Origin of the sequence: Microbacterium sp. NPDC078428, from assembly GCF_044542535.1 — a bacterium.
Taxonomy (GTDB): domain Bacteria; phylum Actinomycetota; class Actinomycetes; order Actinomycetales; family Microbacteriaceae; genus Microbacterium; species Microbacterium limosum.
In genome coordinates, this window is sequence record NZ_JBITUP010000001.1 from 1 (window position 1) to 23,533 (window position 23,533).

The 23,533-nt window shown below is 69.9% G+C and carries 26 protein-coding genes and 2 tRNA genes; 12 read left to right on the forward strand and 16 right to left on the reverse strand.

All coding sequences use genetic code 11. From position 1 onward, the window contains the following. From ACIGCK_RS00005 to ACIGCK_RS00025, 5 genes are all read left to right on the forward strand, one after another. A partial coding sequence (locus tag ACIGCK_RS00005; protein ID WP_396662859.1) for a hypothetical protein occupies nt 1-312 on the forward strand: 312 nt, incomplete at its 5' end. A 303-nt stretch (nt 313-615) separates the two neighbouring features. Then, complete coding sequence (locus ACIGCK_RS00010) at nt 616-879, forward strand: type II toxin-antitoxin system Phd/YefM family antitoxin (RefSeq protein ID WP_396662860.1); 264 nt, start codon at nt 616-618, stop codon at nt 877-879. After that, a complete protein-coding gene (locus tag ACIGCK_RS00015) occupies nt 876-1,133 on the forward strand; it encodes a type II toxin-antitoxin system RelE/ParE family toxin (protein ID WP_396662861.1) in 258 nt (85 codons plus the stop codon). Before ACIGCK_RS00010 ends, ACIGCK_RS00015 begins: the two co-directional genes overlap by 4 nt. A 477-nt stretch (nt 1,134-1,610) precedes the next feature. Continuing rightward, nucleotides 1,611-1,686: transfer RNA gene (locus ACIGCK_RS00020), tRNA-Ala, on the forward strand. A 71-nt stretch (nt 1,687-1,757) separates the two neighbouring features. Continuing rightward, nucleotides 1,758-2,180 (forward strand): NUDIX hydrolase, encoded by a 423-nt coding sequence (locus ACIGCK_RS00025; protein ID WP_396662862.1) that lies wholly within the window; start codon nt 1,758-1,760, stop codon nt 2,178-2,180. 1 nt (nt 2,181) lies between these two features. Here the strand turns inward: ACIGCK_RS00025 and ACIGCK_RS00030 are convergent, their stop codons facing one another. Both ACIGCK_RS00030 and ACIGCK_RS00035 read right to left on the reverse strand, forming a co-directional pair. Continuing rightward, the gene (locus ACIGCK_RS00030; protein WP_396662863.1) at nt 2,182-2,670 is read right to left on the reverse strand and encodes an aminoacyl-tRNA deacylase; all 489 of its coding nucleotides are present in this window, start codon (nt 2,668-2,670) and stop codon (nt 2,182-2,184) included. After that, complete coding sequence (locus ACIGCK_RS00035; RefSeq protein WP_396662864.1) at nt 2,663-3,253, reverse strand: DNA helicase; 591 nt, start codon at nt 3,251-3,253, stop codon at nt 2,663-2,665. Before ACIGCK_RS00035 ends, ACIGCK_RS00030 begins: the two co-directional genes overlap by 8 nt. Before the next feature lie 105 nt (nt 3,254-3,358). Between ACIGCK_RS00035 and ACIGCK_RS00040 the strand changes: the two genes are divergently transcribed. Both ACIGCK_RS00040 and ACIGCK_RS00045 read left to right on the forward strand, forming a co-directional pair. Beyond that, on the forward strand, nt 3,359-3,916 hold the full coding sequence (locus ACIGCK_RS00040; RefSeq protein WP_330170778.1) for a peptidylprolyl isomerase: 558 nt from the start codon (nt 3,359-3,361) through the stop codon (nt 3,914-3,916). Between the two features lie 6 nt (nt 3,917-3,922). Further along, nucleotides 3,923-4,750 carry a rhomboid family intramembrane serine protease gene (locus ACIGCK_RS00045; RefSeq protein ID WP_330170779.1) on the forward strand — a complete coding sequence of 276 codons (828 nt, stop codon included), beginning with the start codon at nt 3,923-3,925 and terminating at the stop codon, nt 4,748-4,750. A gap of 67 nt (nt 4,751-4,817) precedes the next feature. Here the strand turns inward: ACIGCK_RS00045 and ACIGCK_RS00050 are convergent, their stop codons facing one another. Beyond that, complete coding sequence (locus ACIGCK_RS00050; protein WP_330170780.1) at nt 4,818-5,051, reverse strand: cell division protein CrgA; 234 nt, start codon at nt 5,049-5,051, stop codon at nt 4,818-4,820. 54 nt (nt 5,052-5,105) lie between these two features. On the opposite strand from ACIGCK_RS00050, the gene ACIGCK_RS00055 reads away from it, so the two are divergent. From ACIGCK_RS00055 to ACIGCK_RS00065, 3 genes are read left to right on the forward strand one after another with little or no spacing between them, the layout of a single operon-like run. Continuing rightward, nucleotides 5,106-5,945, forward strand: a complete 840-nt coding sequence (locus tag ACIGCK_RS00055; RefSeq protein ID WP_396662865.1) for a class E sortase — start codon at nt 5,106-5,108, stop codon at nt 5,943-5,945. After that, nucleotides 5,945-6,100 (forward strand): hypothetical protein, encoded by a 156-nt coding sequence (locus ACIGCK_RS00060; RefSeq protein WP_330170782.1) that lies wholly within the window; start codon nt 5,945-5,947, stop codon nt 6,098-6,100. The genes ACIGCK_RS00055 and ACIGCK_RS00060 overlap by 1 nt, the downstream gene beginning before the upstream one ends. After that, nucleotides 6,067-6,738: an anthranilate synthase component II gene (locus ACIGCK_RS00065; RefSeq protein WP_396662866.1), complete on the forward strand. Its 672-nt coding sequence runs from the start codon at nt 6,067-6,069 to the stop codon at nt 6,736-6,738. The genes ACIGCK_RS00060 and ACIGCK_RS00065 overlap by 34 nt, the downstream gene beginning before the upstream one ends. Before the next feature lie 17 nt (nt 6,739-6,755). On the opposite strand, the gene pknB is transcribed toward ACIGCK_RS00065, so the two are convergent. The 7 genes from pknB to ACIGCK_RS00100 all read right to left on the reverse strand — a co-directional run bounded on the left by pknB (nt 6,756) and on the right by ACIGCK_RS00100 (nt 15,706). Beyond that, on the reverse strand, nt 6,756-8,465 hold the full coding sequence (gene pknB, locus ACIGCK_RS00070) for a Stk1 family PASTA domain-containing Ser/Thr kinase (RefSeq protein ID WP_396662867.1): 1,710 nt from the start codon (nt 8,463-8,465) through the stop codon (nt 6,756-6,758). Nucleotides 8,466-8,536: 71 nt separating this feature from the next. Next, a complete protein-coding gene (locus tag ACIGCK_RS00075) occupies nt 8,537-10,336 on the reverse strand; it encodes a protein kinase (protein WP_396662868.1) in 1,800 nt (599 codons plus the stop codon). Next, nucleotides 10,333-11,790 carry a peptidoglycan D,D-transpeptidase FtsI family protein gene (locus ACIGCK_RS00080; RefSeq protein ID WP_396662869.1) on the reverse strand — a complete coding sequence of 486 codons (1,458 nt, stop codon included), beginning with the start codon at nt 11,788-11,790 and terminating at the stop codon, nt 10,333-10,335. Before ACIGCK_RS00080 ends, ACIGCK_RS00075 begins: the two co-directional genes overlap by 4 nt. Further along, complete coding sequence (locus ACIGCK_RS00085; protein WP_330170787.1) at nt 11,787-13,190, reverse strand: FtsW/RodA/SpoVE family cell cycle protein; 1,404 nt, start codon at nt 13,188-13,190, stop codon at nt 11,787-11,789. The genes ACIGCK_RS00080 and ACIGCK_RS00085 overlap by 4 nt, the downstream gene beginning before the upstream one ends. Continuing rightward, nucleotides 13,187-14,428: a PP2C family protein-serine/threonine phosphatase gene (locus tag ACIGCK_RS00090; RefSeq protein ID WP_396663958.1), complete on the reverse strand. Its 1,242-nt coding sequence runs from the start codon at nt 14,426-14,428 to the stop codon at nt 13,187-13,189. Before ACIGCK_RS00090 ends, ACIGCK_RS00085 begins: the two co-directional genes overlap by 4 nt. 4 nt (nt 14,429-14,432) lie before the next feature. Beyond that, complete coding sequence (locus ACIGCK_RS00095; protein WP_396662870.1) at nt 14,433-14,963, reverse strand: FHA domain-containing protein; 531 nt, start codon at nt 14,961-14,963, stop codon at nt 14,433-14,435. Continuing rightward, nucleotides 14,960-15,706 carry an FhaA domain-containing protein gene (locus ACIGCK_RS00100; RefSeq protein WP_396662871.1) on the reverse strand — a complete coding sequence of 249 codons (747 nt, stop codon included), beginning with the start codon at nt 15,704-15,706 and terminating at the stop codon, nt 14,960-14,962. Before ACIGCK_RS00100 ends, ACIGCK_RS00095 begins: the two co-directional genes overlap by 4 nt. A 149-nt stretch (nt 15,707-15,855) precedes the next feature. Between ACIGCK_RS00100 and ACIGCK_RS00105 the strand changes: the two genes are divergently transcribed. Next, nucleotides 15,856-15,939, forward strand: a tRNA-Leu gene (locus ACIGCK_RS00105). A gap of 368 nt (nt 15,940-16,307) precedes the next feature. On the opposite strand, the gene ACIGCK_RS00110 is transcribed toward ACIGCK_RS00105, so the two are convergent. From ACIGCK_RS00110 to ACIGCK_RS00135, 6 genes are all read right to left on the reverse strand, one after another. Continuing rightward, complete coding sequence (locus tag ACIGCK_RS00110) at nt 16,308-16,799, reverse strand: GNAT family N-acetyltransferase (protein WP_396662872.1); 492 nt, start codon at nt 16,797-16,799, stop codon at nt 16,308-16,310. Nucleotides 16,800-16,830: 31 nt separating this feature from the next. After that, complete coding sequence (locus ACIGCK_RS00115; RefSeq protein ID WP_396662873.1) at nt 16,831-17,475, reverse strand: GntR family transcriptional regulator; 645 nt, start codon at nt 17,473-17,475, stop codon at nt 16,831-16,833. A gap of 111 nt (nt 17,476-17,586) precedes the next feature. Beyond that, nucleotides 17,587-19,656 carry a bifunctional lysylphosphatidylglycerol flippase/synthetase MprF gene (locus tag ACIGCK_RS00120; RefSeq protein ID WP_396662874.1) on the reverse strand — a complete coding sequence of 690 codons (2,070 nt, stop codon included), beginning with the start codon at nt 19,654-19,656 and terminating at the stop codon, nt 17,587-17,589. Between the two features lie 10 nt (nt 19,657-19,666). After that, on the reverse strand, nt 19,667-20,344 hold the full coding sequence (locus tag ACIGCK_RS00125) for an HAD hydrolase-like protein (RefSeq protein ID WP_396662875.1): 678 nt from the start codon (nt 20,342-20,344) through the stop codon (nt 19,667-19,669). Nucleotides 20,345-20,376: 32 nt separating this feature from the next. Further along, nucleotides 20,377-21,072, reverse strand: a complete 696-nt coding sequence (gene nucS, locus ACIGCK_RS00130) for an endonuclease NucS (protein ID WP_396662876.1) — start codon at nt 21,070-21,072, stop codon at nt 20,377-20,379. Between the two features lie 9 nt (nt 21,073-21,081). Further along, on the reverse strand, nt 21,082-22,341 hold the full coding sequence (locus tag ACIGCK_RS00135; RefSeq protein ID WP_396662877.1) for an MFS transporter: 1,260 nt from the start codon (nt 22,339-22,341) through the stop codon (nt 21,082-21,084). 99 nt (nt 22,342-22,440) lie between these two features. Here ACIGCK_RS00135 and ACIGCK_RS00140 point away from each other — a divergent pair, with 99 nt between their 5' ends. Continuing rightward, entirely contained in the window at nt 22,441-23,508 is a 1,068-nt protein-coding gene (locus ACIGCK_RS00140) for a LacI family DNA-binding transcriptional regulator (protein WP_396662878.1), read from the forward strand. Nucleotides 23,509-23,533: the final 25 nt, after the last annotated feature.

The following is a 23,533-nucleotide window of genomic DNA, read 5'->3' on the forward strand; positions in this document are numbered from 1 at the left end:
ATGATCAGAGCCGCATGGAACTTCGGCGTTTCCATTCATGCATTCCTGCAGTACGCCCCCACGAATCTGATCACCCGCCGCCTGCGCGGCGCGCACGACCTGTCACGGGCAGCTATCGCACTCATTCTGGCAGCCACCTACTTCTTCGCTTTCGGTATCTGCTTCACGCTTCTTGATCGCGGCGGACCTATATGGCTCGCGTTCCTCGGATTCTTGATGTTCTGGAACGCGTGCAAGTTCGGATGGGTATTCCTGCTCACCCCAGCCAGCATCCTGCGGAGAGCAGTCAACCGTCGTCGCGCACGGAGCTAGGCTCTGGTGCCTCAGACGGGGAATGCACGCCACGGATGGCCGTGATGGTGCTGCTTTTCCGCTTGAACGCTGCTGCGACGATGCCCTCACCGTCGACGATGCGGAACCCGAGCCGTGCTGCGATCGTGTCGATGGTCGGATCGGGGGATGAGTCCTGGCCTTCGACCGGCGCGGGCATGTATTTCAACTGACTGCAAAGTCGGCACAGCGGGGCGACGAGGCGACGAGCGGATGCGTCCGACACCACTGTGCCGTGATTGCGCCAACTGTGTACACAGTCGCGCTTTCTGCTACAATGATCGCATGGATACGCTGTCTGGTGAAATCACGACCCGAGAGCTGCGCAGCCAGCTCTCCGATGTACTCGGTCGCGCCATGTACGCCGGCGAGCGTATCGGCGTGACCCGCAATGGCAAGCTTGCTGCCGTCGTCGTGAGCGTCGAGGATCTCGAAGCACTCGAGGCGTTCGAGATGGCACAGGACGTCGCTGCATACCGCGATGCCAAGAGCGCCGACGACGGTGCTCGTGTCCCGCTCGAAGATCTACGCGCTGAGCTCGCTTCGTGAGCTATCGCGTCGAACTCACCACGGCCGCAGCGAAGCGGATCAAGAAACTCGCCCGCCCGGCCCGTGACCGAATCCTCGAGGCGATCGAGGATCTCAGTGACGACCCACGGCCTCACGGTGCAAAGAAGCTCGTCGGCGAGCAGACCGCCTGGAGGATCCGTATCGGCGACTACCGAGTGATCTACGACGTGTTCGACGACGAACTCGTCGTGACGGTTGTGAGGGCCGCGCATCGCCGAGAGGTGTATCGGTAGAACGACCAGATCCGGGGTCTATCCATCATCCGTGGAACCTGCGAAGCCGCCGGGCTCGATTCTGTTCGCTTGCTGATACTTGGTCGCTCCTTCCGCATCCGCCGTGGTGGTCCATGGCTGCGACTGTGTTCGGAGGTCGTTGCGGAGAGCGCTCTATGGGTGACATATTTAATGCCTGTAGTCTCTCGAGACAGGGACGCTTCTCAGAGTTGAGCGCTCCGGCCACACCAGGCTCCGAGACGCCCTGGACTCGAGAACCGCCGAAAACTCTCCAAGTACCACTCGATCTGTGTCGATGTAACCAGCCGCGAACTGATAACATAGAGGTGCGCCGACGAGGTGCCGTACCCAGGAAAACCCAGGGCAATCGGTACTTTCCGACGTTGTAGGGGCTCCTTTCGAGGGGATTGAGTTTTCACTCAATTGCTCGAAGAGGTCCCAGGTTCAAGTCCTGGTAGCCCCACTCCTCACCCGCACGGGGCCTTAGCTCAGTTGGTAGAGCGCCTGCTTTGCAAGCAGGATGTCAGGAGTTCGAATCTCCTAGGCTCCACCACTGCCTGGTCGGCCCCCGGCCAGGCCACCCGCTCGGTCCCTCGGCAGGCCCCGGCTCGGTAGGGTGGGCGGATGGACATGCGGGTCGCGGCATACGCCGTCATCGTCGAGGACGACCGCATCCTGCTCGCGCGGTGGACGGAAGGACTCCGTCCCGCGTGGACCCTGCCGGGCGGCGGCCTCGATCCGGGTGAGGATCCCGCTGCCGCCGCGCGACGCGAGGTTCGGGAGGAGACCGGCCTCGACGCCGTCATCGGCGAGCTGCTCGGCATCCACTCCCGCGTCATCCCCGCCGCCAACCGGGTGACGGCCGGGGCGGCGGCCCCGCTCCACACGCTGCGCATCGTCTACCGCGCGCGCGTGCGGGGCGGAACCTTGCGCAACGAGGTCGGCGGTTCGACCGATCGCGCGGAGTGGGTGCGCCTCGACGAGGTGGACCGACGCCAGCGCGTGAGCCTCGTCGGCATCGGCCTGAAGATGGCCGGCCTGCGCTGACTCAGTTCGAGATGTCGGCGATCGTCGCGCCGAGGGCGCTCAGCAGCTCGGCGGAGTCGACGAAGAGGCTGAACCCGTGCGCTCCCGCGCCCATCGCGATGCGGCCGGAGATGCGCTCGTCGGCGAAGACGGGCCACGCGGTCGTGCTGCCGAGCGGCACGATCGTGCCCCGCTCGTAGCCGGTCGCCGCGAGGGCGACCTCGGGTTCCGGCAGCCTCAGCTTGTTGACGCCCACCACGCTCCGCAGCTTGGGCCACGCGATCTGGCGATAACCGGGCACCAGTGCGAAGAGGAACGTGTCGTCGCTGCGTTTCACGACGAGCGTCTTGACGATGCGCGCGGGTTCTATCCCGAGTCCGGCCGCGGCCTCCTCGAGGGAGTGGGCGGCCGGTCGCGGTACGACGCTGACCGCAAGCCCCAATGCGGATGCCGCGTCCCGCACTCGTGCGGTCGCGGCATCCGTCGTCGTGTCGGTGTCCGGATCAGGCATCCGGAGCGGCGAGCGGGTCGTCGGCAACCCAGAGCTCGTCGTCGGCGCGCAGCGTCTGCCACGCGGCGTACAGGACTCCGGCCGCGGCGAGCACGCCGAAGACGATGGCGATGACACCGCCGACGCCGGGTCCCGACTTCTTGGGGGCCGGCTCGAGCGCGGCGAGGCGCTTCGCGATCGCCTTCGTCGCCTGCTTGCGGTACTTGTCGGCGTTCTTGCCGACCTTCCTCGTGTCGGGGAACTCGAAGCCCTTGCCGGAGGCGATCCGGGCGCGCGTGTCGTTGGCGGCGTCCCACACCGAGAGGGCCGAGCCCACGACGGTGCCGACGGCGGGAACGACCTTGTGGTCGAGCGCGTGACGACCGGCGCGCACTCCCCTGTCGACGGCGGGGAGGACTCGGTCGGTGTAGGTGTGCTGCACGGTCGGAACGACCTGCTCACGCGAGTAGTTGCCGAGCTGGCGGCCGGCCTCGCGGGCCATCCCGGCGGCCTCTCCGACCAGCACCTGCTGTGACTCCCACAGTTTGGTGGCGGAATCCTGCAGCTTGCGGAGTTCCTTCTTGCGCTTACGGCTCAGGCTCACGGGGCCTCCTCGATCGCTGGTGGACGACAGGCGTCGTGCCCCCATCTTGCCACGTGCATGCCCCGGGGCCGGGTTTCCTCCCGATTCCTATGGGAGAATGGCGGGATGCCGCACCACTCCGCTGTCGCAACCCTGCACACCAATCACGGCGACATCGTCGTCAACCTCTACGGCGACCACGCCCCCCGCACGGTCAAGAACTTCATCGGGCTGGCCGACGGCACGGGTGAGTGGACCGATCCCGCGACGGGCAAGCCCGGCGAGGGTCCCCTCTACAAGGACGTCATCTTCCACCGCATCATCCCCGGCTTCATGATCCAGGGCGGCGACCCGCTCGGTCAGGGCACCGGCGGACCCGGATACAACTTCGACGACGAGATCCACCCCGAGCTCACCTTCGGCTCGCCGTACGTCCTCGCCATGGCCAACGCGGGACTGCGACGCAACGCGATCACCGGCAAGGCCGAGGGCACGAACGGATCGCAGTTCTTCATCACGACCGATCCGACGCCGTGGCTGCAGGGCAAGCACACGATCTTCGGCGAGGTCGCGGACGACGCGTCCCGTTCGGTCGTCGATGCGATCGCACAGGTGCCGACGGCCTCCGGGGACCGCCCCATCGAGCCCGTGGTCATCCAGTCGATCGACGTCGTCTCGCTCTGACGACGCGTGTCCGCCGGCCAGCCGCGCAACGCAGAGGACTTCTGCTACCGGCATCCTGATCGGCGCAGCTATGTGCTGTGTCAGCGCTGCCTGCGCACGATCTGTCCGGAGTGCCAGACCCAGGCGGCGGTCGGCGTCATCTGCCCCGAGTGCTTGGCGCAGCAGCGCCAGCAGACGCCGCCGCGCGTCAAGCGGGCGGCACGAAGGCTCGATTCGCGCCCGCTGGTCAGCTACTGGATCGTCGGGATCACCGCGGCCCTCTTCGTCGTCGCCCTCTTCGTTCCGCTGACCGGGTTCCTCGCCTTCAACAGCCTGTATCTCATGCCCGAGCTGGGCGCCTTCCAGCCGTGGCGGCTCTTCACGGCGCTGCTGGCGCACGGAAGCTTCTGGCACCTGGCGCTGAATATGCTCGCCGTCTGGCTCATCGGGCGCAGTCTCGAGCCCCTCCTCGGGCACATGAGATTCCTGGCGCTCTATCTCATCGCCGGGCTCGGCGGCTCCGTCGCCGTGGCGCTGCTCGCTCCGGGCACGTTCGTCATCGGAGCATCCGGCGCGGTCTTCGGGCTTCTCGGCGCGCTGCTCATCATCGGACGCCACATCGGGGCGAACATCACCGGCATCCTCGTGATCCTCGGCATCAACCTGGTGCTGAGCTTCCTGCCCGGATCATCGATCTCGTGGCAGGCGCACGTGGGCGGCCTGGCGGTGGGCGCGCTTCTCGGTCTGATCTACGCGCGCACCCGCGCCGCGAGCCAGGCGACGATGCAGAACCTGCTGGTGGGCGCCGTCGCCGCGGGTCTCGTCGTGCTCTGCGCAGTGCCGGCGCTCACCTGAAGCGTCGACTTCTCCACACCTTTATCCACAGTGTGGAGAAGTTACACGCGTGTAGTTCCTCGCCGCGTCAGCGCCAGCGGGTGGTCATCAGGAACCCGATGAGCGCGATCCCGAAGCCGATCGCGAGGTTCCACGCGGCGATCCCGGGGATCGGCAGGTTGCCGCCGCTGATGTAGAAGACGAGCACCCACACCAGTCCGAGCAGCATGAAGCCGACCATGAGCGGCTTGAACCACACGGGGTTGGGGGCGTCGGCGTCGCGTCGGGGCGCCTCGGGATCGACCTCGTCGGAACGTGCCATGCCTCCCAGTCTACCGGGCACCCGGCGTCCAGCCGGGTGCCTTAGGATCGCCGCGTGGAGTCTGACGACACGGGGAGGCGTTCGGAGCACCCCGAAGGCGCGCCGATCACGCGCGGTGAGCGATCGCGCCGCCGTGCGGGTGCCGCCCCGCGGCGGCGCGCGAGCGTCACCGGGGTGATCGGCGAGGTCCTGTTGACGGCCGGCGTTTTCGTGTTCCTCTTCGTCGCCTGGCAGATGTGGATCGGCGATCTCATCGGCGCGGCGCGCAACACCGCCGAGGCGCAGTCGCTCGCGCAGGAGTGGGAGCAGCAGGCGCAGTCGCAGACCCCGTCCGCGCAGCCCACGCCGGATGCCACGGCCACCGAGGCCCCGGTCGCTCCCGTCGAGCCGGTCATCGCGCCCGAACCCGCCGACGGGCAGGAGTTCGGCATCATGTACATCCCCCGCTTCGGCCCCGACTACCAGGTGCGCATCGGCGGCGGCGTCTCTCGCTCCCGCACCCTCGACACCATCGGGATCGGCCACTACCCCGACACCCAGATGCCCGGCGAGGTCGGCAACTTCGCGGTCGCGGCCCACCGCACCGGCTACGGCGGCGCCCCCTTCTACCGGATCGCGGAGCTGCACTCGGGCGACCCCATCATCGTCGAGACCCAGGACGGCTGGTACACCTACCGCTTCCGCAACCTGGAGTATGTGCGCCCGAGCGCCGTCGAGGTGCTGAACGCCGTGCCCCAGGACACGGTCGAGGGCACGGGCGAGCGCTACCTCACGATGACCAGCTGCTCGCCCAAGCACACGATCATGGAGCGCATCATCGGCTACAGCGTCTTCGAGTCCTTCACGCCCCGTTCCGCGGGCGCGCCCGCCGAGCTCGCGGGACGGGGGGCCTGATGTACGCGGCGCTGTGGCGCGTGCTTCCGGGACCCTGGTGGGTGCGGCTGCTCATCCTCCTCGTTCTCGCCGCCGCGATCGTGTACGTCCTGTTCTTCTACGTCTTCCCCGTCGTGGGTCTATGGCTGACCCCGGAGGAGGTGACGGTCGAGTGAGCTTCCGGGTGCTCGTGGTCGACAACGACGACAGCTTCGTACACACCCTCTGCGACTACCTCGAGCAGCTGGGTGCGCAGGTGCACGTGCGGCGCAGCCGTGAGATCGCGGCGGATGCCGCGGCATCCGCCGTCGCCGACGCCGACGCCGTGCTCGTCTCCCCGGGCCCCGGACGCCCCTCGGACGCCGGGGCCTCGATCTCGGTGATTCACGCGGCGGCCGAGTCCGGCGTGCCCGTGCTGGGTGTCTGCCTCGGCCATCAGGCGCTCGCGGAGGCGTTCGGGGGACGCGTCTCCGTCGCCCCCGAGCTCATGCACGGCAAGATCTCACGCGTGACGCACGCGGGCGAGGATCTGTTCGCCGGGCTCCCCGAGCCGGTGACGGTCGGCCGGTATCACTCGCTCGCCGTCGAACCCGACTCGGTCCCCCCGGTGCTCCGGGTCACGGCAACGACGGAGAGCGGGACCATCATGGCCCTCGCGCATCGCACGCTCCCGCTGTGGGGAGTGCAGTTCCATCCGGAGAGCGTGCTCACCGAGGGTGGACATCGCCTGCTGGCGAACTGGCTCGCGGTGGCCGGGATGCCGGGTGCCGTCGCGGCCTCCCTCGGGTTGCACCCGCTGGTGGCCGCCTCCTGAGGGACGCCCGGTCGTGATCAGCCTGAGGCGGGGCCGGTGCAGTACGTCAGCGAGATCGTCGACCCCACCGGCGCCTCTCCCGGGGGGAGGGACTGCTGCGAGACCGTCGGCGGCTCGGTCGCCGGGCAGTTCGGGTCTTCGATCTGTTCGACGGTGAGGGCGACGTCGGGCCCCTCGATCTCGGCCGTCGCCGATTCGAGCGTGAAGCCGACGTAGTTCTTCAGCGCTACCCGGCCCGTCGCGGTGACGAGGTTGACCACCGAGCCGACGATCACCTCGTCGCCCGCGACCGGGGAGGATGAGATGACCTGGCCCTCCGCCAGGCCGGGCACGCTGCGCGCGGAGATCTGCCCGATCTGCAGGCCGGCCGATTCGAGGGCCGCGCGCGCGTCGTCGGTCGAGAGGCCTTCCACGGGGGGCACCGAGACGGTCTCGGCCCCCGTCGAGACGTAGACGGTGATGTCCTGGCCGACGTTCACACTCGTGCCGGCGCCGGGTGTGGTGCGGATGACCGAGCCGTCGGGCACGATGTCGCTCGCCTCGCTGCGGCGCACAACACCGAGGTCCTCCTCCGCGAGGGCGCGTTCGGCCGACTCGAAGGTGGAGCCGACGACGTCGGGCACGATGCGCGACGTGGACGGGACGTCCGATCCCGGCTGGATGGTGACGATCCAGAAGAAGAGGGAGATGATGACCACCGCGAGCACGGCGAGCCCCGTCCAGATCCACGCGGCGGGAGGACCGCTCTGCGTGCGCGCCATCGTCGTGTCGGTGCTCAGCTGACGCAGCGAGCGAGCCGTCTCGGCCGCCTGCCGCGGGTTGGCGCCGTAGAGCTCGCTGGAGAGGGCCGTCACCTGACGCTTGCTGGGCGCGGCGCCGGCCTGGGTCTCGGCGAGGGCCTCGCGGAACTGGGCGGCTGTCTGGAAGCGCTGGTAGGGGTCCTTCACGAGAGCCCGGAGCACGATCGCGTCAAGGGCGCGCGAGACCTCCGGTGCGATCTCTGACGGAGCCACCGGCGCCTCGCTCACGTGCTGGTAGGCCACGGCGACCGGCGAGTCGCCCCGGAACGGCGCTCGGCCGGTGAGCAGCTCGAAGAGGACGACGCCCGCCGAGTACAGGTCGGTGCGCGCGTCGACCGTCTCGCCCTTGGCCTGCTCGGGCGAGAAGTAGGCCGCGGTGCCGAGGATCGTCGTCGTCTCGGCGACCGTCGACGAGGAGTCGGAGACGGCGCGCGCAATGCCGAAGTCCATCACCTTCACTTGCCCGGAGGGGGTCACCATGACGTTCCCGGGCTTGATGTCCCGGTGGACGACGCCCGCCCGGTGGGAGTACTCGAGCGCCTCGAGGATGCCGTCGACGTAGCGCACCGCGTCGGCTTCCGGAACCGGGCCCTCCGCGACGATGTCCTTCAGCAGGCGCCCCTGGACGAGCTCCATCACGATGTACGGCACGGTGTGGACGACGCCCGAGGCATCCGTCTCGTCGTCTTCCCCCGCGTCGTAGACGCGCACGATCGTCGGGTTCGCCATGCGCGAGGCCGCCTGGGCTTCGAGGCGGAAGCGGGTGCGGAATCCCGTGTCGTCGGCGAGCTCGCGCTTGAGGATCTTGATCGCCACGGCTCGGCCGAGGGTGAGGTCGAAGCCCCGGTAGACGCTGGCCATGCCGCCACGGCCGATGAGGTCGTCGACCCGGTAGCGGCCGGACAGCACACGTGGCTCGGTCGTCACGAAGTACTCCTCGGCGGGTGGAACGGGTGTCTGCCTAGCCTACGTGGCCGCGGGCGATCGGGTGAGCGCTGCTAGTCGCCCTCGTCGTTCTGGCCGTTCCCGGGACCGCCGCCGTTGCCGCTTCCGTTCCCGTTGCTGGCGCCGGACGCTTCCGCGATGGTCGCCTGCGCCTCGGGCGAGGTCGGCGAGGTGCGCTCCCCGCCGCTGCCCCCGGCACACGTGACCGTGTAGGAGACGATGAGCGACTGCCCTTCCGCATCGGCGACGGTCACGTCGATCGGACGCTCCGACGGTCCTGCGGAATACGTGGACTGTCCGTTGGAGAAGAGACCGTTGACCGCCGTGACGGTGTACGAGACGACCGATCCGCTTCCGGACGGGCAGCTGTAGCCGGTCCAGTTGACGGGCACCGACGATTCCGCCTCGACGGAGGAGGCGCCGCCGTCGATCGTCGGCGCGCTCGGGTCGGGCATCGGCGTGAGCGCGGCGTAGCGGGTGAGCGTGAGCGTCGTGCCCTCGGGGACGCGCGGCCCCGACGGATCGACCTCGTAGACGATGCCCACCTCGCCGTCGTTGGATGCCGCGTTCCCGTTGACGCACGAGGCGTTCAGGCCCGCGTCGGAGGCGATCTGGCGCGCCTGCTCGCACTCCATGCCCTCGAGCCCGAGCGCGTCGACGTCCACGGTCGTGGGCGTCGGCGTGTCGTCGGGAGTCGACTGCGACGGGCTCGGCGCCGAACTCGTGGGCGAGCCGCTCGGGCCGTCTCCGCCTCCGCGGTCGGAGAGCAGCGCCCACAGCGAGAAGCCCAGCACGAGAAGAAGCAGCGCGATGAGCGCCACGAGCGGCCACGTCCAGGGGCTGCGCTTGCGCTTCCCGGTCTCGGGGGGAAGCGCGCCGCCGGCGCCCGCACCGAGGCCGGCCGCCGCGGCCGCCGTCGGCGTGAGGACGCGCGTGGCGTCGTCGCCCGCGGAGGGGGTGAGCAGCTGGGTGGCGTCGTCGCCCGCGAACCCCGCCCCCGCGATGGCGGGCACCGCCGCGATCGCCGCGGTGAGATCGCCCCGACGCAGCGCGGAAGCGGCGCGAGCCACGGCGGCGGCGGACGCAGGGCGGTCCTCGGGCTTCTTGGCGATCATCGCCATCACGAGGTTGCGCACGGGCTCGGCGACCGTGGGGGGCAGCGGCGGAGGCTGCTCGTTGATCTGCGCCATGGCGATCGCGACCTGCGACTCGCCCGTGAAGGGGCGCTTACCGGCCAGGCACTCGTAGGCCACGATGCCGAGCGAGTAGATGTCGGTCGCCGGGGATGCCGGGTGGCCCGACGCCTGCTCGGGCGACAGGTACTGCACCGTTCCCATCACCTGGCCGGTGGCCGTCAGGGGCACCTGGTCGGCGATGCGGGCGATGCCGAAGTCGGTGATCTTCACCCGTCCGTCGGGGGTGATCAGCAGATTGCCCGGCTTGATGTCGCGGTGCACGAGCCCCGCGGCGTGCGCGGCCTGCAGAGCGGCGGATGTCTGGGCGGTGATGTCGAGCGTCTTGTCGCTCGAGAGGGCCCCCTCGCGCTCGAGGATCGTCGAGAGCGCCTCGCCCGGAACCAGCTCCATGACGAGGAAGGCGCTGCCGTTCTCCTCGCCGTAGTCGAAGACGCTCGCGATGCCCTCGTGGTTGACGAGCGCGGCGTGACGGGCCTCGGCGCGGAAGCGCTCGAGGAACCCGGGGTCGCCCATGTACTCGTCTTTGAGGATCTTGATGGCGACCGTGCGTCCGATGACGTGGTCGGTGGCTTCCCACACCTCGCCCATGCCGCCGATGGCGATGCGCGAGATCAGCTCGTAGCGTCCCCCGAAGGACACACCCTGTGTCGGTCTCATCCGTTCAGCACCGCCTCCATGACCGCCTTGCCGATCGGGGCGGCGATCCTGTTGGAAAGCCCCGACTGACCCAATCCTCCGCCGTCCTCGATCACAACGGCGACCGCGACCTGCGGGTCTTCGGCGGGTGCGAAGCCTGTGAACCAGAGCGTGTACGGGTCATCCGGTCCGTTCTCCGCCGTCCCGGTCTTCCCGGCCACCTCGACGCCCTCTATTCTTGCACCCGACGCGATGCCGTCCCGGACATTGGCCACCATCATCTGCGTCATCGTCGCGGCATCCTCCTCGCTCAGGGCACGCTCGAACTCGCTGTCCTCGAAGACCTGCTGCGTGGACAGATCCGGACCGATCACGCGGTCGACCATCCGCGGGTTCATCACGACGCCCTCGTTCGCGACGCCCGCCGAGACCATCGCCATCTGCAGGGGCGTCGCGCGGACGTCGCCCTGTCCGAAGCCGCTGAGAGCGGTCTGCGCGTCGTCGAGGGCACGCGGGTACGTCGAGGCGGTGGAGACCAGGGGGAGCTCGAACGAGCTGTTGAAGCCGTACTTCTCGGCCTCCTCGCGGATGGCGTTGTCGCCGAGCTGCACCGCGAGCTGCGCCATCGGGATGTTGCACGACAGGGCCAGCGCGGTGGCGAGGGTCACCGTCTCGCCGGGACCACAGGTGCCACCACCGGAGTTGCTGATCGAGTCGGAGGACCCGGGCAGCTGCCACCGGGCGGGGTTGTCGAAGGTCGACTCCGGCGTGTACTCGCCCGAGGCGAGCGCAGCCGAGGCGACGACGAGCTTGAAGGTCGATCCGGGCGGGTTGAGGGCGCCCGCGATCGCGCGGTTCCCGAGCGGGTCGAGGGGGTCGGCCTCCAGGGCGGCGTACGTCTCGGTCACCGCCGCGTCGTCGTGCACCGCGAGGAGGTTCGTGTCGAAGCTCGGCGAGCTCACCATTGCCAGCACGCGGCCGGTGTCGGGCTCGATCGCGAGGACGGCGCCCTGAAGGTCGCCGAGAGCTTCGTATGCCGCGCGCTGCACCTGGGGATCGAGGCTGATCGACACGTTGGACCCCCGGGGGGTCTGACCGGTGAAGATCTGCTCGACACGCTGGAAGAACGCCGAGCCGCTGGACCCCGAGAGCTCCTGATTCATGGCCGCCTCGAGCCCCGTAGCCGATCCGAGCATCGGGTTGATGTAGCCCGTGACGGGGGCCCACATCTCGGCATCGGTGTAGACGCGTTGGAACGAGTAGATGTCGTTCGACGGCACCGAGTAGGCGATCGCCGCACCCTCGGCGAGGATCGCGCCGCGCTGCACCTGGTAGCTGTCGTAGAGCGCACGGGTGTTGCGGGGGTTCTCCGACAGGGCCTCGGCCTGAACGACCTGGATCCAGCTGGTCGCGCCGAACAGCGCGAGGAACATCGCGAGGATGACGATGGAGAGGCGCCTCAGCTCCTTGTTCATCCGATCACCACCCGGGGCTTGGAACGCACGGCATCCGACAGGCGCAGCAGCAGGGCGACGATGATCCAGTTCGCGATCAGCGACGACCCTCCGGCGGCCAGGAACGGCGTGGTGAGCCCCGTGAGCGGGATGACGCGGGTGACGCCGCCCACCATGATGAACACCTGCAGGGCGATCGTGAACGACAGGCCCGTCGCGAGCAGCTTGCCGAAGTCGTCCTGACCCGCCATGCCGATCCGGATTCCGCGGCTGACGAAGATCATGTAGAGGCAGAGGATCGCGAACACCCCGATGAGGCCGAGCTCCTCGCCGAGGCTCGGAAGGATGTAGTCGCTCTGCGACAGCGGGGTGAGGTACGGCCGTCCCTCGCCGAGGCCCGTGCCGAGCAGCCCGCCCTGCGCGAGCCCGAAGATGCCCTGCACGAGCTGGTAGCTGCCGCGCGGCGCGTCGATCATGGCGGGGTCGAAGGCGTTCAGCCAGGCCGAGAACCGCGAACCGACGTACGACATCACCTGCGACGCCAGGAGGACCCCGGCGATGGCGAGTCCGAGGCCGATGAGCACCCAGCTCGTGCGGCTCGTGGCCGTGTAGAGCATCGCGATGAACATGCCGAAGATGAGCACGCTCGTGCCGATGTCGCGCTGGAGCACGATGATGCCGAGCGAGATGAGCCAGAGGACGAGGAGGGGACCGAACTCCCGCGCCCGCGGCCACGTGAGTCCGAGGAACCGGTGACCGGTGGAGGCGAGGCTCTCGCGGGTGCGTACGAGGTAGCCGGCGAAGAAGATCGCGAGCGAGATCTTCGCCAGCTCGGCGGGCTGGAACGTGAAGAATCCGCCGATCGACACCCAGACCGCGGCGCCCGCGCCCTCCGCGGCGAGGCCCGGGATGACGGGGAGCAGCAGCAGCGCGAGGCCCACGAACCCGGCGATGTAGGTATAGCGGAAGAGCACGCGGTAGTTGTGCAGGAAGAACACGACGGCCACGGCACCGGCGATAGCGATCGCCGTCCACGCCATCTGCCGGGTGGAGTAGGCGTTCCACCCCTCCACGTCGGTGGCGAGGTCGATGCGGTAGATCATCGCGATGCCCAGACCCGTCAGGGTCGTGGCGATCGGGACGACGAGCGGGTCGGCGTTCGGCGCGCGAAGACGCAGCACGACGTGCAGCACCAGCACCAGCGCCGCGAGCACGCCCGCGTAGATGAGGATCGACCAGTCCACCGCGCCGAGCGCACCGAGCTGCACGAGCGCGATGGCGCCACCGGAGACGGCGAAGGCGAGCACGAGCAGACCGAGCTCGCGATTGCGGTGGGTCTGCGGCATCCGCAGCTTCTTGAGGGCGCGGATGACGGTGGTGTCCGCCGCCACGGGGGCGGTGTCGTTCGTCGACGCGGTCATCCTGCCGCCTCCGCCTGTCGCCGGAGCCGGTCGACGATCTCGCGGGCCTCGGTCAGGGAGCCCGCCGAGATCGTCGTCTCGACGGTCTGACGGGTGAACTCGGGCAGGTCTGCGAGGTCGATGCCGGTCTGCTCGTACTCGCTCGACAGCGCGATGGGCCCGATGTCCTGCTGCACCCCGCGGTAGATCACGACGGAGGTCTCATCGGCGCCCACGAAGAAGCGCGTCTGCGTCCAGTTGTATGCGAGAACGAGCCCGCCGATCATGAGCGCGATCACGACGACCGCCCCCACGATCCAGCCGATCCGCCGGCGCCTGGCGCGTCGCCGGTCCTCCTCGATCAGCTCCTCGAGGAACTCCGCGTCGGGTTCGAAGTGCGTCGGCTCGTTCGCGGCCTGACGATTCGGGTGCAGCCAGCCGGTCCATCCCGGGCGGGCGGAGCTCGGCACGTCGATATCGAGCGGGGTCGATGCCGAACCGACGATCGTGGGCGTGCCCGTGACGACCGGGTGCGGGCCGCCGACGTCGACGATGACGATCGTGACGTTGTCGGGGGCCCCGGCATCCAGCGTCTGCTTGAGAAGCAGGTCGCACGTGCGGGCCGGGGTGAAGCCCTGCGAGAGGATCTTTGTGGTGTGGGCGTCGTCGACGACGCCCGAAAGGCCGTCGGAGCACAGCAGCCAGCGGTCGCCCGGCTGGGTCGCCATGATGAACGTGTCGACCTCGGGGTCGGGGTCCATGTCGCCGAGCACGCGCATGAGCACCGAGCGACGCGGGTGGTACCGCGCCTCTTCGACCGTGATGCGGCCCGAGTCCACGAGTCGCTGAACGAACGTGTGGTCGGCCGTGATCTGGGTGAGCTGTCCCTCGCGGAAGAGGTAGACCCGCGAGTCGCCGATGTGGGCGATGACGGCGTGCTGGTCGACCATCATGAGAGCGCTGACGGTGGTGCCCATCCCCGAGAGCTCGGGGCGGCGGCCCACCATGGCGATGATGTCGCCGGCCGTCCCCGTGATGGCCTCGCGCAGGCTGCGCTCCGCGTCGCCGCTCGAGGCGAACGGACGATCGAGATCCTCGAGGCGGCGGATCGCCAGCGACGACGCGACGTCGCCGCCCGCGTGGCCGCCCATGCCGTCGGCGACGACGAAGAGATTGGACCCGGCATAGCCGGAATCCTGGTTGTTCGAGCGCACCTTTCCCGTATGGGAGAGCGCCGCGGAGGAGCCCTGGAAGATGATCGGCCTACTTCCGCAGCTCGAACGTCGTGGCGCCCACCTTGATGGGCGCACCGATCTGCACGGGCGTGGGCGTGTGCACGCGCGCGCCGTCGTGCCACGTTCCGTTGGTGGAATCGAGGTCCTGGATCATCCACTGATCTCCCCACAGCACGAGCCGCGCATGGTGGCTCGAGGTGTAGTCGTCGCGGATGACGAGGCCCGACTCGCTCGAGCGGCCGATCGTGAGGGGCTCGGTGCCGAGCGGAAGCTCGAGACCCGTCTTCGGGCCCGACGTGATGACGATGCGCTGCACCGTATCGATGGTCGCCGCGCCGCCCTTGCCCGGCGAGGGGGCGCGGCGGGGGGCCGCGGCGGGTTCGGCTCGGGGTGCCGGCGTGGCCGGTGCGGGCGGCGCCGCGGCCTCGGCGGGAACCGGCATCTGCCGCACCTTCATCCCGAAGAGATCAGCGCGCATCGAATACACGACGACGAACACGAAGCCCCACAGCAGCACGAGGAAGCCGATGCGCAGGAGTAAGAGGGTGAGCTCGCTCATCCGCGCCCTCCTCTGTCCCGCGCGTCGAACACCTGGGTCGCGTCCGAGGGCCGCGGGGGTCGGGGCGGGGCGCTCGGACGCGCCTGCGCCACGACGCGGAACACGATCTGGGTGCGACCGATGCGGATGGTGGAGTCGGGGGTGAGCGGAGCCTCGGTGATCTTTCGACCGTCGAGCGTCGTGCCGTTCGTCGATCCCAGGTCGCGGACCATCGCGCGCTCGCCGTCCCACAGGATCTCGACGTGCTTGCGGCTGGTCCCGGAGTCGGCGAGCGTGATGTCGGCGTCGCTGCCGCGCCCGATCACGGTGCGACTGGCCGAGAGGGGATGCCGCGTGCCGTCGATATCGAGCACCGCGCGCCACGACACCTGACCCTCCTGGGTCGCGGAGGCGACGCGCAGGGTCCCGGGCGAGAGCTGCGGGTCCGCCGTGAGGGAGACGGAGACGGGGCCGGCGAACGAGTAGCCCTGCGCCTTGGCGTGGGACTCGACGAGCGTGTGCAGCTCGGTCAACAGCGCGGTTCCGAGCCCCGCCATGCGCGCGTGGTCGTCGGGCGAGAGGGAGACCTCGAGCGTGTTGGGCGCGAGGATGCGGTCGCGGCTGACGACGGCGGCCTTCGTGTCGATCTCGCGACGCAGGGCCGAGGCGATCTCGACAGGCTGGATGCCGCTGCGGAAGGTCTTCGCGAAGGCGCCGTTCACGGCGCGCTCGAGACCCTTCTCGAAGCTGTCAAGTATTCCCACGGGGCTCCTCAGGCCGGGCGGATGGTAGGCCCATCGTAGCCAGCCACCCTGGCAGGGCCCGCAAAAGGGGTGCGGATGGCGGCGAAATGCGGGTTCGGCGCCGTGATATCCTCGGAAAGTTGAGGTGCGGGCGAAGGCCTTCTCTCGATGCGCGAGTGGCGGAATAGGTAGACGCGCTGGCTTCAGGTGCCAGTGCCCGCAAGGGCGTGGGGGTTCAAGTCCCCCCTCGCGCACAGTGTGTCCTGAGTCTCGACATCGTTTACGAACGTGTCGTGGCTCAGGGCTTTTTGTGGCTTCAGTGAGTTGACGGTGACGGGCTGTCGGTGAGTCGGGTCATCGTGGACGGGGCGGTTCATGGCTGGCGGGGCTGGTAGTCGCGTGCCGGCTCCGGCGACCGCGAGCTGGCGTTGGTGGAGTCGCAGGAGTCGTCCGCGAGCCCCCGGATGCAGTTCGCCGTCACGCGGGTGCGCTGACCCCGCCCCGAGGCAGGCGAACGCCCGAGGACAGGAGGATCCTGGGCGAATTCCCCTGTCCCGGGGCGAACGCCTGCGCCCGCCCTGCCATCGTGATCATGCCAGCGGGCGGGAATCTACAATGCCGCCTACCGGCCGTCGAGGGTGGGCAGGAGCGTGTAGACGAGTTCGTCCACGTCGTCACCGACGCCCGGGGCGAAGACCGTCGAGCGGGAGACCTCGGTGAAGCCGCCGTGCTCGAGCACGGCGACCGCCGCGGCATTGTGGGCGGCGACGCGCGCGTAGAGCGGCCGGGCGGGCTCACGGTCCACGAGAAGCCTCAGGGCCTCCGAGGCGACGCCACGATGCCATGCGTGTGCGGCGATCCAGAGCGTCACCTCGCGGTCGTCGTCGACCGTGAACAGCGCCGCCGTGCCGGCGAACCCGCCGTCTTCGGTGACCACGAACATGTCGACGCCCGGCGCATCGCGATGACGCACGATCCACTCGTCGAACTCGGTGCGATCGTCGGGGTGCTCAGCGGTGAAAGCCGCCATCCGCCGCGCGTCTGGTTCGCGCATCATCTCGAAGATCGCGTCGAGGTCGTCGTCCTCGACGACGCGCAGGGACACGTGGGCCATGACGGACACCCTACGCGCGGCCGCGCCTCTGTCAGGCCAGACCGTGCTGGTCGCGCACGATCCGCTCTGCCTCGTCGGCGTCCCGGGTCTGGACGGCCCGATGCAGCGACCGGAACGATTCGGCGGCGCGCTCGCCGTCTCCGTCGTAGGGGAGCCAAGCGCCTACGACGCGGATGACGGGGACGTGGGTCTCGCGAATGACCGACGTCAGCATCCGGTTGCCGCTCGCGATGGTCGAGATGCGATGGAAGGCGACCATGCGCTCCATGAACCGGGCGGAATCGGCCGCCTCAGCGGCATCCACGATCTCATCGATCAGACCGCAGAGCTCCGCGATCTTGGCGTCGTCCGCACGCCGGACGGCCTGCCGGAGCGCGGCGGCCGAGACGTAGCCGATGTACTCGGTCGCCTCCGCGGCGGCGGCGTCGTCGGGGGTCGTGACCCGCGTGTACCGGTGGGCCGCGATCTCGACCAGCCCCTGTCGTTCGAGGCGCTGGATCGCCTCCCGCACGGGCGTGCGCGAGATGCCGTACAGCTGGGCGATCTCGACGTCGCGGATGTGCTCGCCACCGGCGAGGCGTCCGTCGACGATCGCGCTGGCGAGGAGGTCGTAGACCTCGTCGGCCAGGGCGGAGCCGTGGGCTTCCAGACGACGTTCGGGCGCGTCAAGGGGCATGGTGGAGCAGCCTTCGTTAGAGGCATGGCGGGAGAACCGCCGTTCGGGTGGTGGCGTCATCATACGTCGGTGATCGCGCCGTCGCACACACGCAGCCCGTTCCGCGGCGGGTCACCCGTGGCGCACCATGTCGATCCCGGCCGCGGCGAACTGGCGGAGCGTGGCGTCGGGAAGGAAGGCCCGGGTGAGCCCGGCGGCGATCACCGGCAGGTCGCCCTCGTCGCGGTACAGGAGGTAGATCGGCTCGTAGCGAGGGTTGAACTTGGTCTTGAACCGATGCAGGGAGCGGAACCCGTAGACGGGCTCGAGCGCCTCGGACAACGACGACAGCAACCCGGCGATCGCGCCCTCGTCGCGTGTGGCCTCGTGGGCCAGGGGGGCGCCCGACAGCGACAGGATGCTCGCCCCCTCCGCCGCGAAGTCGCGCGCGGATGCCCCGATCAGATACTCCATCACCGGCCCGAAACCGCCCTCGCGCCGACGCATGAGATCGAGGGTCCAGCCGCGGATCGCCCCCTCCGGCCCGAAGACCGGCAGCCACGAGAGGAACCCGTCGACGTCGCCGTTGGGCGCGATCGCGAGCGCCAGGCGCACCTCGGGGTCCTCCGCCTCCTGCAGGGTGCCCAGCGTGAAGCGCATCTCGGGCAGGCCCTTGTCGCCGACCCAGGACTCCGAGATGGCGCGGATCTGCTGGCGCACACCCCACGGCTCGTCGCCGAGGCGGGTCAGGCGGAACGACATCCCGTCGCGCTCGCCGCGGTTGAGGGCCTGGCGCACCGACGACCACGCCTTGCCGGTGAAGGCGAGGCCCTCGAGGTCGACGATCGTGTCGTCGGCGATGATCAGCGATCGCCATCCGGCGGGCGCCGCGTCGTGCGTCGCAGCGCCGCAGCTGAAGAAGCAGGGCGCCAGACCGGCGTTCTCGCTCGCTCGCACGAAATCGCGCACGGAACCAGGGATCGTCTCCGGAGCCCCGAGGGGATCGGCGAGGGCGATCGCCGCCCCCAGGCGCTCCTGGAAGGGGACGAGACCCCCCTCGGTGCGCAGGTAGCGCAGTCCGTCCCACGTGGCCATCCACGAAAGGTTCCCGCCGCCTTCGGCGCGGATCAGGTCGCGGACGTCGTCGGCGGTGACCGGCGCCTGGCCCGCGAAGCGCTTGCGACGGCGTACCCGGAACGCGCGGCGAGTCGCGATGAGGTAGACGCAGAAGGCCGCCCACAGGACCGTCGTGGCGAGGGTGGCGTCAGGATCGCCGTAGCCGTCGTGCATCTCCCGCGGTGCGGCGATGAACAGGGCGATGATCACCGCCGCCACCGCCAGGTTGACCCCCGACCAGATGACGGAGAGCACCCACGCCCAGCGGCGGCCGCCTCGCAGGCCGCCGCCGACGAGCAGTATGACGACCGTGTCGATCGCGACGTCCAGCCAGGGCCCCGCGAGGGGCTCGGTGGGGCCGAACGGGCCGTCGGTGGGGAGCACGAGGGTGAGGATCTGGATGACGCCGAGCGAGACGATGATGGCGAACGCGAGCAGACGCTGTTCGCGCACCGTCGTGCGCTGGATGCGGAACGAGCGGTCGACGAAGAGCACCAGCAGGATCGCGAAGGCGTGCTCGACGTCTGCGAGGTCGCTGAGCAGGAACATGCTGATCGCGGCATATGCGAAGACGATCACCCAGCCGCGCTGCCGCCAGGGCGCCGGGAGGAGGCCGACCGCGGCCGCGATGCAGGCCATCGAGCCGCCCGACGGTCCAACATCCAGCTGCAGCGCCAGGGCGTCCGCCCAGGGCCACGGCAGCAGGCTCCCCAGCATGAGGAATGCGGACGCGGCGAAGACCGCGAACAGTTGACCGAAGGCGAAGTAGAGCAGGGCGACGCGGGAGCCCCGGCGCCATTCGAGGTAGGCCATCCCGGCGAAGCTGAGGAGCGTGGGGATGTACACCAGAGGGTGCGCGACGAAGAAGGTGCCGGTGAAGGGCGTCCACCAGCGACCCTGCTCGAGGGCGGGCAGGCCGTAGGCGATCGCGTCGAACCAGGGCTGCTCGCGAGTCGGCACCCAAAGTCCCTGACCTATCGCGCCGACCGCGATCAGGAGGAGGGCGAGCGCGAGCGTGGCGGGGATGCGGTGCAGCACTCGCGCCGCGCGCGAGGGAGGGGATGCCGTGGCGGGGGACGCGGTCACGCGCCCCAGGCTAGCGAGCCGGGGGTAGCAGGAGGGAGCGAAGCGCCGAGACGTCGTCGGCGACCGCAGCCGCGCCCTCGGACTCGTGCGGCCAGCTGAAGCCCCACCGCACGAAGATGACGGGCAGGCCGTGCTCGGCGCCGCCCTCGACGTCGTGGTGCCGGTCGCCGACGAGCACGGGTCGCGAGGTGTCGATGCCCGCGGCATCCAGGCGTCGCAGCGCCTCGGCGACGATGTCGGCCTTGCGGCTCAGCGTGCGCTCGTCGGGCGTCGCGCCCACGAGGGTCGCGAAGCAGGGCTCGAGGGCGAAATGCTCCATGAGTATGCGCACCTGGCGTTCCGGCTTGCTGCTCGCGGTCGCCTGCGGCACACCGGCATCCGAAAGCTCGTGGATGAGGTCGGCCATGCCGTCGAAAACCTTGGCTCCCGCGGTGAAGCCCTCCGCGGCGCCGAGCTCGCGGTACCAGCTGACGGCGGTGGCGGCCAGCTCGGGGTCCATGCCTGCCTGCGCCTGGAAGGAGTCGAACATCGGGGGGCCGATCCAGTGAACCAGCTCGGCGCGGGTCGGCGCGGGTCGGCCGAAGTGCTCGAGGGTGGTCGTCAGCCGGCGCAGGATCCCCTCCGACGCATCGATGATCGTGCCGTCGACGTCCCAGAGGACGCAGGACCAGGGGGATTTCTCGGGCATGTCACCCAGCCTATGGGGGCGGGCGGACGTGCTCAGAACAGCCGGGGCGCCCCGGAGTCGATCCCCTTCATCTCGTCGTAGTCGAGAGTGAGGCAGCGGATGCCGCGGTCGGTGGCCAGCACGCGGGCCTGCGGCTTGATCTCCTGGGCCGCGAACACGCCGCGCACGGGAGCCAGATGGGGGTCGCGCCCCAGCAGCTCGAGGTAGCGGGTGAGCTGCTCGACGCCGTCGATGTCGCCGCGCCGTTTCACCTCAACCGCAATCGTGCCGCCGGCCGGGTCGCGCACGAGGAGGTCGACGGGTCCGATCGCGGTGGGGAACTCCCGCCGGACGAGGGCCACCCCTTCGCCGATCAGCCCCACCTGCTCGGCGAGCAGCCGCTGCAGGTCGGCCTCGACGCCGTCCTTCTGCAGCCCCGGGTCCACTCCCAGCTCATGGGCGGAGTCGTGCAGCACCTCGTAGATGCTGACGAGGAGCGCGTCGCCGCTCTTGCCGTGGGTGACCCGCCACCGTTCGATGACACCGACGGACGCAGCCTCCTCGTCGGGCTCCTCCCGCACGAGAGTGCACGGCGGGCTCATCCAGTTGAGGGGCTTGTAGCTGCCGCCGTCGGAGTGCACGAGCAGGCTGCCGTCGCTCTTGTGCATCAGCAGACGCGTGGCGAGCGGGAGGTGGGCACTCAGACGACCGGAGTAATCGACGGAGCAGCGGGCGATGACGAGGCGCACCGCACGAGCCTAACGGCGCCGTCGGCGACGGGGGGACGTGTCGGCGGCGCTGCCCGCGAGGGGACGCGCGGCCCCCGAGGCGAAGCCCGACACCACGATGAGCGCGACGACCACGTACAGGGTGTTGAGCAGCCCGACGTGCTCGCTGATGAGGCCGAGGATCGGAGGGCCGCACAGGAACGCGACATAGCCGATCGTGGCCGCGGCGCTCACCCGCGCCGCCGCGCGCGCCGGGTCGTCCGCGGCTGCGGACATGCCGAGGGGGAATCCCAGCGACGTGCCCGCCCCCCACAGCGCCGCGCCGACGAACACCAGCGGCACCGTCGGCGCGAGGATGAAGAGGAGGAGCCCGAGGGCCGAGGTGAGAGCGAGCACGCGCAGCACGGCGACACGGCCGAAGCGGTCGACCAGCGGGCCGCCGAACAACCGCACGACGGTCATGCTCACGGAGAAGACGGCGAGCCCGACGGCTCCCAGGGCCTCCTCGCCGCCGTGTCCTTCCACGACGCCGAGCGCGAGCCAGTCGTTGGCCCCGCCCTCGGCGAACGACATGCCCAGCATGACCAGCCCGAGCGCATAGGTGCGCGGCTCGCGCCACGCGGAGAGCGCGACATGAAGCCGTGCGCGCCACCCCTGCGGCGCGGCCGGGTCGTCGGGGGCGTCGGGATCCATCGTGGCTGCGCGCGGGGGGACCTGCGCGATGCTGACGAGGGCGATCGCGCCGATCACCGCCGCGATCGCGAGCGTGTGTGCGAGGACGCCGGTGCCCGTGGCGGCTGCGAGGGCCCCGATGCCGGCCCCGATCACGGTCCCGAAGCTGAAGAAGGCGTGGAAGAGCGGCAGGATCGTCTTCTGCACCTGCTTCTCGATGGCCGCGCCCTCGACGTTCATCATCACGTCCACGGCCCCGTTGCCGAGGCCGAAGAGGACCAGCCCGAGCACGACGACGGCGTAGGACGGCACGAGGTCGGTGCCGATGCCGATGGTGGCGACGCCCGCGCCGAAGGTGAGCATCGCGCCGAGCATCCCGCGCCGGGCACCGAAGCGGGCGAGGATGACGGAGCTGAGCGAGAGTCCCGCGATCGAGGCGATGCCCGCCATCAGGAGCATGAGACCGACCTGGATGTTGTCGATGCCGAGGGCGTCCTTGATCGCGGGCACCCGCGACGCCCAGGTGGCGATCGAGAGGCCGCTGGCCGTGAAGATCGCGAAGATCGCCAGGCGCCACCGGCGGAGGGAGGTGTCGGCGATCGGGGAGGGGGTGCTCACCGCGTCAGTGTATCGAATCGATTCGATACCTGCGCCGAAGGGGGCTACGATCAAGGAACCGCTCCCCGATCCCGGCGCGATCCGCTCGACGGAGGAATCATGGCGTCAAGACGCCCGACGATCGCCGACGTGGCACAGGCCGCAGGCGTGTCCCCGTCGACCGCGTCCCTGGTCTTCAGCGGCCGCGGCAGGGTGAGCGACGCGACCCGTGATCGAGTGCTCGCCGCGGCGAGCGAACTCGACTACACGGGTCCGGACCCCCGCGCGGCGTCGCTGCGGCGCGGTCGCAGCGGCATCGTCGGCGTCGTCTTCGAGGGGCGCCTCGGCAGCGCCTTCCTCGATCCGGTCAACACCGTGATGATGGACGGCCTGGCCGAGGGGGTCGCGCCCCTGGGTGCCGGACTGCTGCTGCTGCGGGACGATGCCCCGGCGGAGACGATCGACGGCCCACCGCCCGCGTCGCTCGAGACGGCCCCCGTCGACGCTGTCGTGCTCGTGGGATGCAGCGGACGCCTCACGCAGTCGCTCGACACGGTACGCCGTCGCGGCATCCCCGTCGTGGTGATCGAGGGGGATGCGGGAGACGGGATCCCGCGCATCGAGCTCGACAACACGGAAGCGCAGCGGCAGGCCGCCAGTCACCTGCGCACGCTCGGGCACGAGCGCGTGACGATCCTCACCCTGCCCTGGACGGCCGAACGGGTGGCGGGGTGGCACGACGCCTCGCGGGAGCGACCCGTCGTCGACGTGACGCGCGACAGGCTCGCGGGTGCGCACGACGTGTATCCGGATGCCGCGGTGTTCGCCGCGCGGGAAAGCACGATCGATGCGGGTGTTGAGGCTGCCCGCGTCATCCTCGGCACCGAACCGGGCGATGCGCCCACCGCGGTCATCGCGCAGAGCGATCTGCTCGCGGCGGGAGTCATCCGCGCCGCCGTCGAGCGCGGGCTGCGGATTCCGGAGGACCTGAGCGTCACGGGCTTCGATGGCGTGCGGCTCGACGGCTTCGCGCCCTATGTGCTGACCACGCTGGAGCAGCCCGCCGCCGCGAAGGGCCGCGCCGCCGGTGAGGCGGTGGCGCGGATGCTGGCGGGCGACGTGGCGCCCTCGATCCGGTTCACCTGCGCGTTCCGCGCGGGCAATACGACCGCTCCTCCGCGCGGCTGAGTCCCGGGCCGGGCCCGCCTCGACC